Below are 15,339 nucleotides of genomic sequence, written 5' to 3' on the forward strand. Positions count from 1 at the left end.
GGGTATGGGTGTTCAGTGAGCCGGGGGCCCACGGTTCGCACAGCGAACCGTGGGAGCGCCAGCGCGAATGCGAGGGCGTTACCCCGAGACCAGCTTCAGCCCGATCACCCCGGCCACGATCAACGCGATGCAGGCCAGCCGCGACGGCGAAGCGCTGTCGCCGAACAGGAAGATGCCCAGCATCGCCACGCCCAGTGCGCCGATCCCGGTCCAGATCGCATAGGCGGTGCCGACCGGAATGGATTTCATGGCCTGGCTCATCAGGTACAGGCTGACCAGGGCGGCGGCGACGGTGGCCAGCGTGGGAAGGGGCTTGCTGAAGCCTTCGGAGTACTTCATTCCGATGGCGAAGCCGATCTCGAACAGACCGGCCACAAGAAGATAGATCCAGGGCATGGGGGATTCCTTGGGTTAACAAAAACAAAACGGCCCGGTGTTTTCACACCGGACCGTCGTCGGTAGCTGCCGTGGAACCCGATTTTGCGCAAACACCGGTTCCACAGGGCGGGCCGTCCCGCCTGGACGACGCCGGCCGGGGCCAGGCCCGGACGACATCGCAGGGTGTGCCTTACTCGGCCAGGTTGCGCCCGTGGAACAGCTCTTCGATCTCACGACGCAGCAGCGCCTCGATCTTCATGCGTTCCTTGAACGACAGGTTCTTGGCCTTCTCTTCGAACAGGTACTGGTCCAGGTCGAAGTCCTTCAGGTGCATCTTCGTGTGGAAGATGTTTTCCTGATAGACATTGACGTCGAACATCTCGTAGCGCGACTTGATGTTCTTGGCCAGGAAGTTCTGGATCGAGTTGATCTTGTGATCGATGTAGTGCTTCTTGCCCTTCACGTCACGGGTGAAGCCACGCACGCGGTAGTCCATGATCACGATGTCCGATTCCAGACTCTCGATCAGGTAGTTCAGCGCTTTCAGCGGGGAAATCACGCCACAGGTGGCCACATCGATGTCCGCGCGGAACGTGGCGATGCCCTCCTGCGGATGGGTTTCCGGGTAGGTATGGACAGTGATGTGGCTCTTGTCCATGTGGGCGACCACGGCGTCGGAGATCAGCTCCTTGCCGGCCTGCTTCTTGTCGATCACCGGCTCTTCCGAGATCAGGATCGTCACCGAGGCACCCTGGGGGTCGTAGTCCTGGCGGGCCACGTTCAGGATGTTCGCGCCGATGATCTCGGCAACGTCGGTCAGGATCTGAGTCAGCCTATCGGCGTTGTACTCTTCATCAATATATTCGATGTAACGCTGACGCTCCTCTTCGGTGCGGGCGTAACAGACGTCATAGATGTTGAAGCTCAGCGCCTTGGTGAGGTTGTTGAAACCCTGCAACCTCAGGCGAGGCAACGGCTTGACCACGGCGGTCGATCCTGTGTGTGGTGGGAAAGAAGTAATTATGGGGCAAAGTGATCGGGGGCGAAACTTGCATTGAAACGAGTAGCTGTGCTCGGTTTGCCCTTAACAATTCGGATCGTTAAGCTCCCGGCACATAGCCGTGAATTCTTCATGAGCAATCGGAGCGCCTCAACGTGTCAACTGTGCGCCTTGCCACAAGTCCATTGGCCCTGGATATCGCAACAATCGATCGCTTCCTGGCCCACAGCCACCGCCGCCGTTATCCCGCCCGTACCGACGTATTCCGTCCGGGGGATCCGGCAGGCACCCTGTACTACGTCATCAGCGGCTCCGTCTCAATAATGGCTGAGGAAGATGACGATCGTGAGCTGGTGCTGGGCTACTTCGGCTCGGGAGAGTTCGTCGGCGAGATGGGGCTGTTCGTGGAATCGGACCGCCGCGAGGTGATCCTGCGCACCCGCACCCCGTGCGAACTGGCCGAGATCAGCTACGAACGCCTGCATCAGCTGTTCCTCGGCCCGCTCTCCGCCGATGCCCCGCGGCTGCTCTACTCGATCGGCCAGCAGCTCTCCAAGCGCCTGCTCGACACCAGCAGGAAAGCCAGCCGCCTGGCCTTCCTGGACGTGACCGACCGCATCGTGCGGACCCTGCACGACCTGTCCCGCGAGCCGGAGGCCATGAGCCACCCGCAGGGCACCCAGCTGCGCGTCTCGCGCCAGGAGCTGGCGCGCCTGGTCGGCTGCTCGCGTGAGATGGCCGGCCGCGTGTTGAAGAAGCTGCAGACCGACGGGCTGCTGCATGCCCGCGGCAAGACCGTCGTTCTGTACGGCACCCGTTGATCCTGCCCGCGTAGTGCCGGCCGCTGGCCGGCAACCACGCAGATCCCCCCCTGCCCGTCGACCTGGACGAGGTTGCCGGCCGGCGGCCGGCACTACCTGCCCATTTGCCGCTAGGCTGTTCGCATGGAACTTGGCAGCGAATTCTATTGGTTCATCCTGATCGGCCTGGGCGCACAGCTGGTCGATGGCGCATTGGGCATGGCCTTCGGGCTGGTGTCCTCCTCGGTGATGCTGAGCATGGGCGTGCCGCCGGCAGCCGTGAGCGCCAGCGTGCACACCGCTGAAGTCTTCACCACCGGCGCCTCCGGGGTGTCGCACCTGGTCGCCGGCAACGTGGATCGCCGGCTGTTCCTGCGCCTGGCCCTTCCCGGCGCGGTCGGTGGTGTGGTGGGGGCCTACGTGCTGACCCAGCTGCCCGGTGACGTGATTCGCCCCTTCATCTATATGTATCTGCTGGTGCTGGCCATCTTCATCCTGCTGCGCGCGGCCGGCCGGATGCTGCCGGCGCAGGAAGTGAAGCGTGTCCCGCTGCTGGGCTTCGTGGCCGGCCTGCTGGATGCCAGCGGCGGCGGTGGCTGGGGCCCGGTGGCCACCTCCACCCTGCTCGCCCGCGGCGGAAAGGCCCGCACCACCATCGGCACGGTCAATGCCGCCGAGTTCGTGGTGACCCTCGCGGTGTCGATCACCTTCCTACTGACCATGGGCGTGCAGTACCTGAACATCGTCGCCGGCCTGCTGATCGGCGGCATGATGGCTGCGCCGATCGCCGCGATTCTGGTCAAGAACGTCAAGGAACGCTGGGTGTTGATCGCCGTCGGCGTGCTGGTCCTGGGCATCAGCCTGTTCCAGATCAGCCACGCAATCGTGCAGTGGCGCGCAGGCTGAGCCGGACGCGACACGCTTTTCAGCCCTTCCCGGGCGTTTTCAGCGCCGGATCAGACCGGGTCGCCGGCCCGGTCCACGCAGCCCCAGTTGAGCACCGGGGTATCCGGGGGCAGCACCTGGCGGAAGTACGCCACCCGCGAGGCCTTGGGATTGACCACGACCGGCGCGGCCGCGGCCAGCAGCAGCGGCAGGTCGGCGCTGCTGTCGGAGTAGGCGACGTCGATCTCGCCATACCCGCGCTCGCGCAGCATCCGCATCTTTTCTTCGTTGTGGCAGTGCCGGGTGGCGATGACCGCGCCCAGGAACGGGCCGACCTCGCTGCCGATCACCGGCACGCCCTGGTGGGCGACGAAGGCCAGGATCGCGCGGGCCAGTTCCGGCGGCGCACCGGTGGCGACCACCACGCGGTCTCCGGCGGCCCGGTGGCGGGCAAACACCTCCAGCGCGACCGGCAGCAGGCGGCAACGGATGTCGGCCTCGTGCTTGAGCACGTAGCGGTCGATCACCTTGTTGAACTCGCGCGCCCGGTGCAGGCCGAACGTGGCGATCCAGACATAGCCGGAGATGCCGCGGCGCCGGGTCGGCAGGAACGCCACCAGCGGGCCGAGCAGCGGCGTGGCGATGAGGGCGGCCAGCAGCCGCAGCGGGTTGCGCTTGATCAGCCAGGCGAACAGATGGCTGCCGGAATCGCCGTCATACAGGGTGTGATCGAAATCGAAGACCACCAGCGGGGCGTCGTCGCGCGGCGTTGGGTAGATCGCTGTCATGCGCTGAAGAATAGCTGACGCAGGCCCTCGCCGGGCTCTTCCACGCGCATGAAGGCCTCGCCGACCAGGAACGCATTGACCCCGGCCTCACGCATCACCGAGACATCGGCCGGGCCGAGGATGCCGCTTTCGGTGACCAGCAGGCGGTCGCGCGGTACGGCCTGGCGCATGTCCAGCGTGGTCTGCAGCGAGACCTCGAAGGTGCGCAGGTTACGGTTGTTGATGCCGATCAGCGGCACCGGCACCTGGATGGCACGCTCCAGCTCGTCGATGTCGTGCACTTCCACCAGCACGTCCATGCCCAGCTGCATGGCCAGGTCGGAAAGCTCGGCCAGCTGGCGGTCGTCCAAAGCAGCCACGATCAGCAGGATGCAGTCCGCGCCGAGCACGCGCGCTTCATACACCTGGTAGGCATCGATCACGAAGTCCTTGCGCAGCACCGGCAGCGTGCAGGCCTCCCGGGCCTGCTGCAGATAGGCATCGCTCCCTTGGAAGAAGTCCACGTCGGTCAGCACCGACAGGCAGCTGGCACCACCGAACTCGTAGCTCACCGCGATATCGGCCGGATGGAAGTCAGGGCGGATCACGCCCTTGGACGGACTGGCCTTCTTGATCTCGGCGATCACGGCCGGGTTGCCGGCGGTGATCGAGGCGCGCAGCGCATCGGCGAACCCCCGCACCGGCGGGGCCTGCTCCACGCGCGAGATCAGCGCCTCCAGCGGCACCTGGGCACGGCGTGCGGCGACTTCTTCGGCCTTGCGGGCCAGGATGGTATCGAGGATGTCGCTCATGTCATTGGGGTCCTGGAGGCCGGCCATTATCGGCCAGCCCCGCTGAATTCTGAAAACGCGGGCTCAGACGGCCCCGCGGATGCGGCGGGTGGCGGCCACGTACTGCTCCATCCGCGAGCGCGCACTGCCATCGGCCAGCACCGCGCGCGCGCGGGCCAGGCCATCGGCGATGCTGTCGGCGACACCGGCCACATACAGGGCGGCGCCGGCGTTGAGGGCGACGATGTCCAGCGCCGGGCCGGGCTGGTTGTCGAGCACGCCGCGCAGCATGGCGATGGATTCCTCCGGACTCTCGACCTTGAGGTTGCGGCTGGCCGACATCGCGATACCGAAGTCTTCCGGATGGATCTCGTACTCGCGCACCTTGCCGTCGCGCAGCTCGCCGACCAGCGTGCCGGCGCCGAGCGAGATCTCATCCATGTTGTCGCGACCCCACACCACCAGCGCGCGCTCGGCACCGAGTTCGCGCAGCACGCGTGCCTGGATGCCGACCAGATCCGGGTGGAACACGCCCATCAGCACATTGGTCGCACCGACCGGATTGGTCAGCGGGCCGAGGATGTTGAAGATCGTACGCACGCCCATTTCGCGGCGCACCGGCGCGACGACCTTCATCGCCGGGTGGTGCATCGGCGCGAACATGAAGCCGATGCCGGTCTCGGTGATCGCGCGCGCGACCTCCTCCGGCTGCAGATCGATGATCGCGCCCAGTGCCTCGACTGCATCGGCACTGCCGGACTTGGAGGAAACACTGCGGTTGCCATGCTTGGCCACCTTGGCCCCGGCCGCAGACACCACGAACATCGCGCAGGTGGAAATGTTGAAGGTGTGCGAACCATCCCCACCGGTGCCGACGATATCCACCAGATGTGTCTTGTCCTCCACCGGTACCGCGAGGGCGAGCTCGCGCATCACGGTGGCGGCACCGGCGATTTCGCCGATGGTTTCCTTCTTGACCCGCAGGCCGGTCAGGATCGCGGCGGTCATCACCGGCGACACGTCACCGCGCATGATCTGCCGCATCAGGTCGACCATTTCGTCGAAGAAGATCTCGCGGTGCTCGATGGTGCGCTGCAGGGCTTCCTGGGGGGAGAAGGTCATGCGGGGGTCCTTTGTGATGCAGGTGCGGCGCGCTCAGCGCTGCAGGAAATTCTTCAGCAGGGCGTGGCCATGCTCGGTGAGGATCGACTCGGGGTGGAACTGCACGCCCTCGACCGGGTACTCGCGATGGCGAAGGCCCATGATCTCTTCGATCGAGCCGTCCTCGTTCTCGGTCCAGGCGGTCATTTCCAGGCACGCCGGCAACGTGGTCTTGTCCACCACCAGCGAGTGGTAGCGCGTGGCCTGGTAGCGGTCCGGCAGGCCGGCGAACACGCCCTTGCCCTCATGCCGGATCGGCGAGGTCTTGCCGTGCATGATGTTGGTGGCGCGGATGACATCGCCGCCGTACACCTGGCCGATGCTCTGGTGGCCCAGGCACACGCCGAGGATCGGTGTGGTCGGGCCGAGCCGGCGGATCAGCTCCAGCGACACGCCCGCTTCGTTGGGCGTGCACGGGCCGGGCGAGATCACGATGCGCTCGGGCGCCAGCGCGGCGATCTCATCGACGCTCAACGCGTCGTTGCGCACCACCTTCACTTCGGCGCCGAGCGTCTGCAGGTACTGCACGAGGTTGTAGGTGAAGCTGTCGTAGTTGTCGAGCATCAACAACATGGTCAGGGTCCGTCTTGAATGGGGAAGTGGCGTGCGCGCAACCGCGCACGGGTCAGGCCGTTCGGCAGCAGTGCGTTACAGGCCCTTGGCTGCCTGCGCCACGGCACGGAACAACGCGCGGCCCTTGTTCATCGTCTCGTCCCATTCCTTGCCGGGGTCGGAGTCGTAGACGATGCCGGCGCCCGCCTGCACGTGCAGGCGACCGTCCTTGATCACCGCGGTGCGGATCGCGATCGCGGTATCGGCATCGCCATGCCAGCCGATGTAGCCGATGCTGCCGGCGTAGACGTTGCGCTTGATCGGCTCCAGCTCGCGGATCACTTCCAGCGCGCGGATCTTCGGCGCGCCGCTGACGGTGCCGGCCGGGAACGTCGCACGCAGCACGTCGGCATAGCTCAGGCCCGGCTGCAGCTGCCCGGTGACCTCGCTGACGATGTGCATGACGTGGCTGTAGCGCTCGATCACGAACTGCTCGCCCACTTCCACCGTGCCGGCCTTGGACACGCGGCCGGCATCATTGCGGCCGAGATCGATCAGCATCAGATGCTCGGCACGTTCCTTGGGATCGGCCAGCAGTTCCACTTCGAGTGCGTTGTCTTCCTCCACCGTCGCGCCGCGCGGGCGGGTGCCGGCGATCGGACGCACGGTGACTTCCCCGTCCTGCAGCCGCACCAGGATTTCCGGCGAGGAGCCGACCACCTGCACGTCGCCGGTATCGAGGAAATACATGTACGGCGAGGGATTGAGCGCACGCAGCGCGCGGTACACATCCACCGGGCGCGCCTTGAACGGCACGCTCAGGCGCTGGCTCAGCACCACCTGGAAGATGTCGCCGGCGCGGATGTATTCCTTGGATTTGTCGACCGCAGCGATGAAGCCTTCGCGGGTGAAGCCGGAGACGAAATCGTTCTCGTCCAGCACGTCGCGGGTGATCGGCGCGGGGTAGCCGGCACCGGGCGCACGCAGTTTGGCGACCAGCGCATCCAGCCGCGCCTGGGCCTCCTCCCATGCACCGGGCTGACCCGGGTCGGCATGCACGATCAGGTACAGGCGGCCCTTGAGGTTGTCGAACACCGCCAGTTCTTCGGAGTGCAGCAGCAGGATGTCCGGCGTGCCCAGCTCGTCGCGGCCACGCGGCGGCGCCAGGCGCGGTTCGATGTAGCCGATGCACTCGAAGCCGAACCAGCCGACCAGGCCGCCGGTGAAGCCGGGCAGACCGGCCAGCTTCGGCACCGAGTGGGCGCTGCGCAGGGCCTCGACCTCGGTGAACGGGTCGGCGACCTCGCGGGTTTCCACCACGGTGCCGGATTCGCTGATGGTCAGGGTATGGCCGTGGAAGGCATACACCCGGCGCGCCGGCAGGCCGATGATGGAATAGCGCCCGAAGCGTTCGCCGCCCTCGACCGATTCAAACAGATAGGTATGCGGGCCGTCGGCGAGCTTCAGATAGACCGAGAGCGGCGTGTCCAGGTCGGACAGCACTTCACGGACGACGGGGATGCGGGTGTGGCCTTCAGCGGCCTGCTGCTGGAACTGCTCGAGCGTGATCAAGACGACTTTCCTTCCGGGAAACGGCGGTGGCGGGACGGACGACGGCAACAGGCCACCATCGCCACCAACGGCGAGCGGAAGAAAGGGTATGCGGGGTCGTCAGAATGGACACCCGGCGACTGTACCTCAGCCCGGCGCGGGGGGGAACCCCGCCCGGGCCTGCGTGCAGCCGCTCCGAGGCCGACGTGGCGGCCCACTCCGGCATGGAGCGACTGCCCGGGCGTCAGTACAGCGGCAGCGGGCGCTCACTGGCCAGCATGCCGTTCAGGGTGTCCAGCATCCTGACCAGGTCCACCTGCCGATGCAGGCGGGTCTTCTCGAAAATGCTCTGCAGGCGGGTCCGCGCACTCCCGACACCGATGCCGCAGGTCGCCGCGGCGGCCGACAGCTCGCCCTGGTGATGCAGCGCTACGGCCAGCGTCGCTTCGCCCGGGGTCAGGCCGAAAAGCTCGCGCAGGGTGGTGGACAGCCCTGCCGAGGAGCGGCGCACCACCGTGTTGACCGTCATGACAAAGCGGGCGGTACCGGTGCCGGGAATGTACTTTCCATAGGGCCGAAGCGATGCGAATCCTGCCAGGAGTCCATCTGCATCGTGCAGAGCGACGATATCCTCTCCGGGGTCCTGCGCCGGACCGCCCCGCAGCGCCAGGCGCCGGACCAGGGCATTCCAACCCGCCCGCGAGGCGGGATGCACCGGCTCCAATGCCGCCTTTCGGCGCACACGCAGGACGCGCGCCAGCAGCATCTCCTCGCCCCCGGCATTGACCGATACCGGCCGCAGGTTCTCATCGAGAAGCAGCAGGGCCAGCGTTCCTGCCTGCCGCCACGCGTCCTGCAGTGCCTGGCGCAGCTCGAAGGCATTGACGAAGTGAGGGGCCAACGCTTCGCACAGTGCCACCTCGCGGGCATCGAAATCGCCGCGCCGCTCGGTTCCCACGAAGGTCAGCATGGTGACCTGGTCCGGCTTGCGCGAGGCACACAATGCCACCGAACGCAGCGTGTCGATCTGGCGCAGGAAGTCCAGGTAGTACCGCGTTCCACGCATCTCATCGAGCGTGGCCACCCGATCGCTGACGATGACGCTGCCAGCACGCATCGTCGGCGCGGCCCGGTTGAACCAGAGGTTGTCCACCGAGTAGAGCGTGTCTTCGTTGAAGCGCTCCACCGTACGCGGGTCGGCCATCGCGCCGGCCGCGACCAGCGCCCTGTGTCGCCCCCCGTGCACGTCGCGCAGGGTCACGCTGCCGGAGTGGCAACCGACCGCGCGACCGAGACGTTCAACGAATGACTGCATCCGCTCCGGGTCGGTGACCCCCGCGTACAGCTCTTCCATAAGCTCCGCTTTCACAACCATCTCCTGTGTTGTTCGTCAAGTCATGTCCATGACCTGCGTCGCTGCGCATCTGGACGCAGATTTGCCGCCATCCCATCACCACGTCAAGGACGCCATGGCCCTCTCTGCGCTGCGATCAGTTTCTACTGCGCTCACCCTGTCCCTGCTGCTCGTCGGATGCGGCGGCAAAGGCGATGCAGCTTCCCCGAGTACCGATAAGGACAGCAACGCCGCTGCGGCCGAGGGTGAGGCAAACGCCGATAAACCGGCGCCCACCACCCTTCCTCAAGCCGACCTGGCCAAGCCGCTGGCCGAGTACCGCAAGTTGGACAGCGGCCAGCAGGTCATGTTTCTTTATGCCGCCATGTCCAAGCTTCCGACGGATTTCGACACGATGGCCAGCCTTGCCTCGCAGGAATACCGCGGCACCGCCGATACCTTCCGCCGCAAGGACCTGATGGGGGCGCTTCGCCCGCAGCTCGAACAGAGCATCGCAGACGCTGGCCGCTCGCCCTATTACTGGAGCGAACTGGATGATGCCGACCTGCAGGCCTATGACTTCGAGCGGAAGGGCTTCCCGGTCGGCGAATTCAACGGCGGCAAGTACCGCTACTTCATGGACATTCCGGAGTATAGCTACACCTGGGCCAATCCCGCGCAGGTCCAGCTCGCCCCGGTCGCTGACGAAACGGTTGCCCGCGAGCTCGAAGGGCTTCGCAGCCGATGGAACAGCAAACCCCGGCTGCGGACCTACTTCTTCGTCCAGTCTGCCGATCTGAACCAGCGTCGCATCAATGCCTATGTCACGCATGTCCAGCTTCTGGACCGCAGCGGACGCGTCCTGGCGTCCTACTCGCCCGATCCGGCGGTGGCAGCGCAGCCAGCGGAAGAGGATCCGTGCGTTTCACCGGAGGACTGCGCACGGCGTGCGTTGGGCAGCTGATCGTTTCGGAATCCACAGGGGAATCATCCATGAATCAACTCAATGAAAGCGACGTCCAGAACGCGCTGCAGCAGCGCCTCGTGCGCGAGGAAGCCGGGCGGCGCGCAACCGACGGCCTGATGCGCACGGCCAGGACGCTGCGATGGATCGGCTGGGGCTGCGCGCTGGTGCCGATCGTCGGCATCGTCGGTGTGGTGCTGTTCCTGCTCAGCACGATCCTGTGTTTCGCCTATGCGCAAAGCAAGGGGAACCCCGATGGCATCAAGCAGTTGTTGATCACCCTGGCCAGCCTGTTCGCTGCGGGCATCGTCTGGGTGCTGGTCAATCTCACCGTGCTCGGCCTGTTTGGCGCAGCCATGTCCATGCATTGAGGATCTGCACATGAACGGAATCACCTTGAAGCAGTCGCTGCTGTCGGCCGCTGCGGCGGCCGCATTGCTGGCCGGTCAGGCCGTGCCTGCCCACGCACAATCCGCCGACGCGCTCCGTCGTGAGAACGCACAGCTGCGTGCCCAGCTGGACGCGTTGAACCAACGCTGCGGCGTGCCGGCCCCCGACAACACCGGCGCACTGGAGCGATTTGGCGATATCGAAGCGCGGCTGGATTCGATCCGGGCAGGACAGCGCACGCGCGGCTCGGTAGAGATCACGGTGACGATGACACTGCGCAATGTGTCGTCGCAGCCGATGGTGTTGAATTATGAGTACGACACCTTCAACGCGACCGACAGCCACGGCTATACCTACCGCTTCTTCGGCGGGCAGGACAAAGACACGATCAAGGGCATCCCGATCGCCACCACGAACCGGGTCGACCCGACCTTCACCCTGCTGCCAGGCCGATCCAGCACGGTCACCTTCCTCGTGCAGCGCGCCATGAACGAGGCGCAGACCCCGGGCAGCCGCTTCGATATCAGTGCCAGCTTCGGCCAGTACGAAAACCTGGGCCAGGGACGACTGCGACGGCTGCAGACATTCCCCGTTTCCTTCAAGGATCGCTCAGTCACGTCGGGCGGCGTCGCCACGGGTATCGGTGGGCGCGCGGATCAGACGGTTGAAAACGCGGCCGGCCGGTTGCTGGACCGCCTGTTCAAGTGAGCCGGGCACGGCAGGCGCCACCACGCGCCAGCCGTATGCAGGACGGCCCCGCAGCCGCGCCGGAACTCAGGCTCTGGACAGCAGCGGGCTGTCCAGCGCTACATGCAGGTTGACCCGCCCCGGCACGCAGTCGATGCGGAAATGGCGGGCCTGGACCGGCTCGCCATCCAGATTGAGGGTCAGCGGCGCCTCGGCCTCGATCTCCACCCACGGCGCCTGGACACGTTCGGCCACCTGTTCCAGCGCACCGCGCTTGCCGCCCTTGACCAGCGCAGCGAAGGTGGACGCCACCTCCCCGCTCAGCTCGGGAATCACGGTGATATCGAGCACACCATCGTCGATCAGGGCCTCCGGGCACAGCACCTGGCCGCCGCCGGCCTGGCGGCCGTTGCCAACGCCCAGCGCGATGAAGCCACCGGCCCATTCGAAGCCCGGCGCCCGGACCCGCGCCTGGATGGGATCGATCCGGCCCAGCCGCGAGACCCCGGTCACCAGATAGGCCAGCCCGCCGAGCACCTTCTTCAGGCCCTCATCGGTCTCCACCGTCACCTCGGTGCCGAAACCGCCACTGGCTACGTTCGCGCACCACCACACCTTGCCGTCGGCATCGATGCGCAGCAGATCGACCGGCCGCGCCGGCGCGTGCCTGATCAGCTCCAGCGCCGCCAGCGGTTCGTCGGGAATTTCGGCCGCCGTGGCGAAGTCATTGGCCGTGCCCAGCGGCAAGAGGCCCAGCGACGGCAGTGCATCGGCCGGCTCCTCGCGATGGGCCAGCGTCTCGGCCACCTCGCTGAGCGTGCCGTCTCCGCCGGCCGCGATGATCGTGTCGACCCCGTGTGCGATCGCCTCGGCCACGTAGCGCTCGGCATCGCCCGACTCCCAGGTCACCCGCACCTCCAGCTGCACCCCGCGCTCGCGCAGTGCTGCCACCGCCTCGCGCACATCCTCATTGCCGGTGGCCTTGCCGTTGAGGATCAAACGCCAATGGGGACGGCTCATGGGGTACTTCCAGGGAGTGGGGAAGCGAAGGCTAGCAGCGCGCGGGGTGGCCGTCGGTGAACGTCATCAAAGCGTCACCGATGGCCCGGAGAATGGAAGGCCATAGCAAGGAAGATGGATGGAGGCAGGATCAGCCTCCCGCTGTTCCCGGGGCCGCATCTGCAAGGGTGCGGTCTTTTTTTTTGCCGCCGGGAGGGCAGCCGACCAACGGTCGGCTCTACCGGGGTGGGTTGGCTGCGGCAGCCGACCAACGGTCGGCTCTGCCGGGTGCTCAGCCTTCGGCGAAGGTCCGCAATGCCTCGCCTTCCATCCGGTACACCGTCCACTCGCTTTGCGGCTTCGCACCGGCGGCCTGGTAGAACTGGATCGCCGGTTCATTCCAGTCCAGCACCGACCACTCGAACCGGCCGCAGCCTTCGGCCACCGCGATCCGTGCGATGTGCTGCAGCAATGCCTTGCCGGCCCCGCTGCCGCGCCGTTCCGGGCTCACGTACAGGTCTTCCAGGTAGATCCCGTTGCGGCCCAGCCAGGTCGAGTAATTGTAGAAATACACCGCATAGCCGATGGCCACGCCGTCGGCCTCGCAGATCAGCGCGTGCGCTTTCGCTTCCGGCCCGAACAGGCTCGCGCGGATGCCCGCTTCGTCGGTCTGCACCGACGACTCGGCCCTTTCGTAGATCGCCAGCTCGCGGATGAAGCGCAGGATCCGCCCCGCATCCTCGGCGGTGGCCACGCGGATGGTCACGGCAGCCACCGATCCCATGGCTCAGCCCCGCGCCGCGGCGACATTGCCGCGCATCTGCGCGATGATGTCCTGGTAGCTGGTCTTCGCATTGAAGATCGCCGAGCCGGCCACGAACGCATCCGCACCGGCCGCCGCGATGGCACCGATGTTGTCGGCCTTCACGCCACCGTCGATCTCCAGGCGGATGTCCTTGCCGCTGGCATCGATCTTCTTGCGGATCGCGCGCACCTTGTCCAGCGCCGAGGGAATGAAGGCCTGGCCGCCGAAGCCCGGGTTGACCGACATCACCAGCACCAGGTCCAGGTCATCGAGCACCCAGTCCAGGATGTCCACCGGCGTGGCCGGATTGAGCACCACGCCCGGCTTGCAGCCCAGCGAACGGATCAGCTGGATGGTGCGGTGCACGTGGCGGCTCGCCTCCGGATGGAAGCTGATGTAGGTCGCGCCGGCCTCGGCGAAATCCGGAATGATGCGGTCCACCGGCTCCACCATCAGGTGCACGTCGATCGGTGCGGTCACGCCATGCTTGCGCAGCGCCTGGCAGACCAGCGGGCCGATCGTCAGGTTCGGCACATAGTGGTTGTCCATCACATCGAAATGCACCCAGTCGGCGCCGGCCGCGAGCACGTTGTCCACTTCCTCGCCCAGGCGGGCGAAATCGGCGGACAGGATGGAGGGAGCAATGATGCAGTTGGACATGGCCGGGACCTTCAGGATGTTGAAAGGGAGCGCCGCGCGGAATCAGCGCTTGCGCAGGGTCTTGATGCGGTCATAGGCGGCATTGAGCTCGCGCGACTTGCGCTCGGCCTGCTGGCGCAGCTCCGGGGCGGCGCCGACCACCTTGTCGGGGTGGTACTGGGACATCAGCCGGCGGTAGGCCAGGTCGATCTCGGCATCGGTCGCCTCGGAGGTCAGCCCCAGCTCACGGTAGGGATTTTCCCTGTTCAGCCGGAACCAGTCCGCGTCGAAGGCATGCCCCAGCAACAGCCCGAACGCGGCCCCGAACAGCGGATTGGGCCTGAACAACAGGGCGCCAGCGATGAATCCGAGCAGTTTTCCGTACCAGCGCATGGTGGTCTGGGCAGCCGAGGCGACAAAGGATCCTCATTTTACGTCACAGCAGGCCCAACCCGCTTTACACTAGGCCGCCCGCTGTCTGTGCGGGCCCTCCGGGTCCCCTGGACAGCTGTCATGACGAAGCCTCAGGAGTGCCCGTGCCGACCACGTTGTTGCAATCCGATCTCCCCGGCCTGCCCTTGCGCCATCGCGGCAAGGTGCGTGATGTTTTCGACATTCCGCGCGACCGGCTCCCCGCCGGCACACCGCCGGGGGACTACCTGCTGATGGTCGCGACCGACCGTCTGTCAGCCTTCGACGTGGTGCTGCCCGACCCGATCCCCGGCAAGGGCGAAATGCTCTGCCAGGTCTCGAACTTCTGGTTCGCCAAGACCGCGCACCTGATGCCCAACCACCTGACCGGCATCGATGTCGCCAGCGTGCTGCCCGAGGGCGTGGATCCGGCCCTGTACGCCAAGCGCGCGGTGGTCACCCGCAAGCTCAAGCCGGTCCCGGTGGAGGCGATCGCCCGCGGTTACCTGATCGGCAGTGGCTGGAAGGACTACCAGCGCACCGGCAAGATCAGCGGCATCGAGCTGCCTGACGGCCTGCGCCAGGCCGAGCAGCTGCCCGAACCGATCTTCACCCCCTCGACCAAGGCCGCCGTCGGCGACCATGACGAGAACATCGATTTCGATGCGATGGTGAAGGCGGTCGGGGCGGACCTGGCCGAGCGCGTACGCGATGCGACCCTGCGCATCTACGCCTTCGCCGCCGACTATGCGCGCGAGCGCGGCATCATCCTGGCCGACACCAAGTTCGAGTTCGGCACCGATGCCGATGGCCGTCTGTACATCATGGACGAGATGCTGACCCCGGATTCCTCGCGCTACTGGCCGGCCGACGAGTACGAGGTGGGCACCAGCCCGCCAAGCTACGACAAGCAGTTCGTCCGCGATTACCTGGAGACGCTGGACTGGGGCAAGACCGCGCCCGGCCCGAGCATCCCGGCCGAGATCATCGAACGTACCCGCGCCAAGTACGCCGAGGCGCTGCAGCGCCTGGCCGGGATCTCGGTCGACTGATTCGCCTGCGCCCCCGGCCGTGATGGCCGGGGGTCCCGGCCGTAGAGTCGACCGTTGGTCGACTGCCGCGGACGTTGGTGGCCTATCGCGTGCAGCACGAGGGGTATCGTCTGGGCGAGAGCAAGCCGACCAACGGTCGGCTCCACCCGCCCGGGGCGGTATGCTCTGCAGATC

Annotated in this window: 18 protein-coding genes; 6 read left to right on the forward strand and 12 right to left on the reverse strand. The window is 66.2% G+C overall.

Annotation, left to right across the window (positions count from 1 at the left end; genetic code table 11):
- Positions 1–78 precede the first annotated feature (78 nt).
- Positions 79–396, reverse strand: a complete 318-nt coding sequence (sugE, locus tag NJD74_RS13075; RefSeq protein WP_070472306.1) for a quaternary ammonium compound efflux SMR transporter SugE — start codon at positions 394–396, stop codon at positions 79–81.
- A 172-nt stretch (positions 397–568) separates the two neighbouring features.
- Entirely contained in the window at positions 569–1,363 is a 795-nt protein-coding gene (speD, locus tag NJD74_RS13080) for an adenosylmethionine decarboxylase (RefSeq protein ID WP_019185315.1), read from the reverse strand.
- Between the two features lie 170 nt (positions 1,364–1,533).
- On the opposite strand from speD, the gene crp reads away from it, so the two are divergent.
- Together crp and NJD74_RS13090 are read left to right on the forward strand one after the other, a co-directional pair.
- The gene (crp, locus tag NJD74_RS13085) at positions 1,534–2,199 is read left to right on the forward strand and encodes a cAMP-activated global transcriptional regulator CRP (RefSeq protein ID WP_019185314.1); all 666 of its coding nucleotides are present in this window, start codon (positions 1,534–1,536) and stop codon (positions 2,197–2,199) included.
- Between the two features lie 123 nt (positions 2,200–2,322).
- On the forward strand, positions 2,323–3,084 hold the full coding sequence (locus NJD74_RS13090; RefSeq protein WP_019185313.1) for a sulfite exporter TauE/SafE family protein: 762 nt from the start codon (positions 2,323–2,325) through the stop codon (positions 3,082–3,084).
- A gap of 50 nt (positions 3,085–3,134) precedes the next feature.
- Here the strand turns inward: NJD74_RS13090 and NJD74_RS13095 are convergent, their stop codons facing one another.
- The 6 genes from NJD74_RS13095 to NJD74_RS13120 all read right to left on the reverse strand — a co-directional run bounded on the left by NJD74_RS13095 (position 3,135) and on the right by NJD74_RS13120 (position 9,254).
- Complete coding sequence (locus tag NJD74_RS13095; RefSeq protein WP_319624318.1) at positions 3,135–3,851, reverse strand: haloacid dehalogenase-like hydrolase; 717 nt, start codon at positions 3,849–3,851, stop codon at positions 3,135–3,137.
- Positions 3,848–4,642 (reverse strand): indole-3-glycerol phosphate synthase TrpC, encoded by a 795-nt coding sequence (gene trpC, locus NJD74_RS13100; protein ID WP_070472312.1) that lies wholly within the window; start codon positions 4,640–4,642, stop codon positions 3,848–3,850. Before trpC ends, NJD74_RS13095 begins: the two co-directional genes overlap by 4 nt.
- Before the next feature lie 63 nt (positions 4,643–4,705).
- Positions 4,706–5,743 carry an anthranilate phosphoribosyltransferase gene (gene trpD, locus NJD74_RS13105; RefSeq protein WP_070472315.1) on the reverse strand — a complete coding sequence of 346 codons (1,038 nt, stop codon included), beginning with the start codon at positions 5,741–5,743 and terminating at the stop codon, positions 4,706–4,708.
- Between the two features lie 33 nt (positions 5,744–5,776).
- A complete protein-coding gene (locus NJD74_RS13110) occupies positions 5,777–6,355 on the reverse strand; it encodes an aminodeoxychorismate/anthranilate synthase component II (protein WP_019185309.1) in 579 nt (192 codons plus the stop codon).
- Positions 6,356–6,430: 75 nt separating this feature from the next.
- Positions 6,431–7,906, reverse strand: coding sequence for an anthranilate synthase component I (gene trpE, locus NJD74_RS13115; RefSeq protein ID WP_284128686.1), 1,476 nt, complete (start codon positions 7,904–7,906; stop codon positions 6,431–6,433).
- Positions 7,907–8,129: 223 nt separating this feature from the next.
- Positions 8,130–9,254: a hypothetical protein gene (locus tag NJD74_RS13120; protein WP_319624319.1), complete on the reverse strand. Its 1,125-nt coding sequence runs from the start codon at positions 9,252–9,254 to the stop codon at positions 8,130–8,132.
- A gap of 34 nt (positions 9,255–9,288) precedes the next feature.
- Here NJD74_RS13120 and NJD74_RS13125 point away from each other — a divergent pair, with 34 nt between their 5' ends.
- Genes NJD74_RS13125 through NJD74_RS13135 form a run of 3 tightly spaced genes read left to right on the forward strand, consistent with a single transcriptional unit; the run spans position 9,289 to position 11,280 of the window.
- Positions 9,289–10,182: a hypothetical protein gene (locus tag NJD74_RS13125; protein WP_139146348.1), complete on the forward strand. Its 894-nt coding sequence runs from the start codon at positions 9,289–9,291 to the stop codon at positions 10,180–10,182.
- Between the two features lie 29 nt (positions 10,183–10,211).
- The gene (locus tag NJD74_RS13130; RefSeq protein ID WP_019185305.1) at positions 10,212–10,553 is read left to right on the forward strand and encodes a hypothetical protein; all 342 of its coding nucleotides are present in this window, start codon (positions 10,212–10,214) and stop codon (positions 10,551–10,553) included.
- A 10-nt stretch (positions 10,554–10,563) separates the two neighbouring features.
- Positions 10,564–11,280, forward strand: coding sequence for a hypothetical protein (locus NJD74_RS13135; protein WP_102788621.1), 717 nt, complete (start codon positions 10,564–10,566; stop codon positions 11,278–11,280).
- A gap of 66 nt (positions 11,281–11,346) precedes the next feature.
- Here the strand turns inward: NJD74_RS13135 and yegS are convergent, their stop codons facing one another.
- The 4 genes from yegS to NJD74_RS13155 all read right to left on the reverse strand — a co-directional run bounded on the left by yegS (position 11,347) and on the right by NJD74_RS13155 (position 14,095).
- A complete protein-coding gene (gene yegS / locus NJD74_RS13140; protein ID WP_019185303.1) occupies positions 11,347–12,279 on the reverse strand; it encodes a lipid kinase YegS in 933 nt (310 codons plus the stop codon).
- A gap of 271 nt (positions 12,280–12,550) precedes the next feature.
- Complete coding sequence (locus NJD74_RS13145) at positions 12,551–13,033, reverse strand: GNAT family N-acetyltransferase (protein WP_102788740.1); 483 nt, start codon at positions 13,031–13,033, stop codon at positions 12,551–12,553.
- 12 nt (positions 13,034–13,045) lie between these two features.
- Positions 13,046–13,723 carry a ribulose-phosphate 3-epimerase gene (rpe, locus tag NJD74_RS13150; protein WP_070426117.1) on the reverse strand — a complete coding sequence of 226 codons (678 nt, stop codon included), beginning with the start codon at positions 13,721–13,723 and terminating at the stop codon, positions 13,046–13,048.
- 42 nt (positions 13,724–13,765) lie between these two features.
- Positions 13,766–14,095: a DnaJ domain-containing protein gene (locus NJD74_RS13155; protein ID WP_319624320.1), complete on the reverse strand. Its 330-nt coding sequence runs from the start codon at positions 14,093–14,095 to the stop codon at positions 13,766–13,768.
- Positions 14,096–14,238: 143 nt separating this feature from the next.
- Here NJD74_RS13155 and NJD74_RS13160 point away from each other — a divergent pair, with 143 nt between their 5' ends.
- Entirely contained in the window at positions 14,239–15,165 is a 927-nt protein-coding gene (locus tag NJD74_RS13160) for a phosphoribosylaminoimidazolesuccinocarboxamide synthase (protein WP_019185298.1), read from the forward strand.
- Positions 15,166–15,339 lie beyond the last annotated feature (174 nt).

The organism is Stenotrophomonas sp. RG-453, from assembly GCF_033843685.1.
In the GTDB taxonomy this organism is placed as follows: domain Bacteria; phylum Pseudomonadota; class Gammaproteobacteria; order Xanthomonadales; family Xanthomonadaceae; genus Stenotrophomonas; species Stenotrophomonas bentonitica_A.

What these genes read in the sequence shown, in the direction of transcription:
- NJD74_RS13130 (WP_019185305.1), top strand. Translation starts at nt 10,212, where the DNA reads ATGAATCAACTCAATGAAAGCGACGTCCAGAACGCGCTGCAGCAGCGC.
- yegS (WP_019185303.1), bottom strand. Translation starts at nt 12,279, where the DNA reads ATGAGCCGTCCCCATTGGCGTTTGATCCTCAACGGCAAGGCCACCGGC.
- rpe (WP_070426117.1), bottom strand. Translation starts at nt 13,723, where the DNA reads ATGTCCAACTGCATCATTGCTCCCTCCATCCTGTCCGCCGATTTCGCC.
- sugE (WP_070472306.1), bottom strand. Translation starts at nt 396, where the DNA reads ATGCCCTGGATCTATCTTCTTGTGGCCGGTCTGTTCGAGATCGGCTTC.
- NJD74_RS13155 (WP_319624320.1), bottom strand. Translation starts at nt 14,095, where the DNA reads ATGCGCTGGTACGGAAAACTGCTCGGATTCATCGCTGGCGCCCTGTTG.
- NJD74_RS13125 (WP_139146348.1), top strand. Translation starts at nt 9,289, where the DNA reads ATGACCTGCGTCGCTGCGCATCTGGACGCAGATTTGCCGCCATCCCAT.
- NJD74_RS13110 (WP_019185309.1), bottom strand. Translation starts at nt 6,355, where the DNA reads ATGTTGTTGATGCTCGACAACTACGACAGCTTCACCTACAACCTCGTG.
- trpD (WP_070472315.1), bottom strand. Translation starts at nt 5,743, where the DNA reads ATGACCTTCTCCCCCCAGGAAGCCCTGCAGCGCACCATCGAGCACCGC.
- NJD74_RS13135 (WP_102788621.1), top strand. Translation starts at nt 10,564, where the DNA reads ATGAACGGAATCACCTTGAAGCAGTCGCTGCTGTCGGCCGCTGCGGCG.
- trpC (WP_070472312.1), bottom strand. Translation starts at nt 4,642, where the DNA reads ATGAGCGACATCCTCGATACCATCCTGGCCCGCAAGGCCGAAGAAGTC.
- NJD74_RS13095 (WP_319624318.1), bottom strand. Translation starts at nt 3,851, where the DNA reads ATGACAGCGATCTACCCAACGCCGCGCGACGACGCCCCGCTGGTGGTC.
- NJD74_RS13090 (WP_019185313.1), top strand. Translation starts at nt 2,323, where the DNA reads ATGGAACTTGGCAGCGAATTCTATTGGTTCATCCTGATCGGCCTGGGC.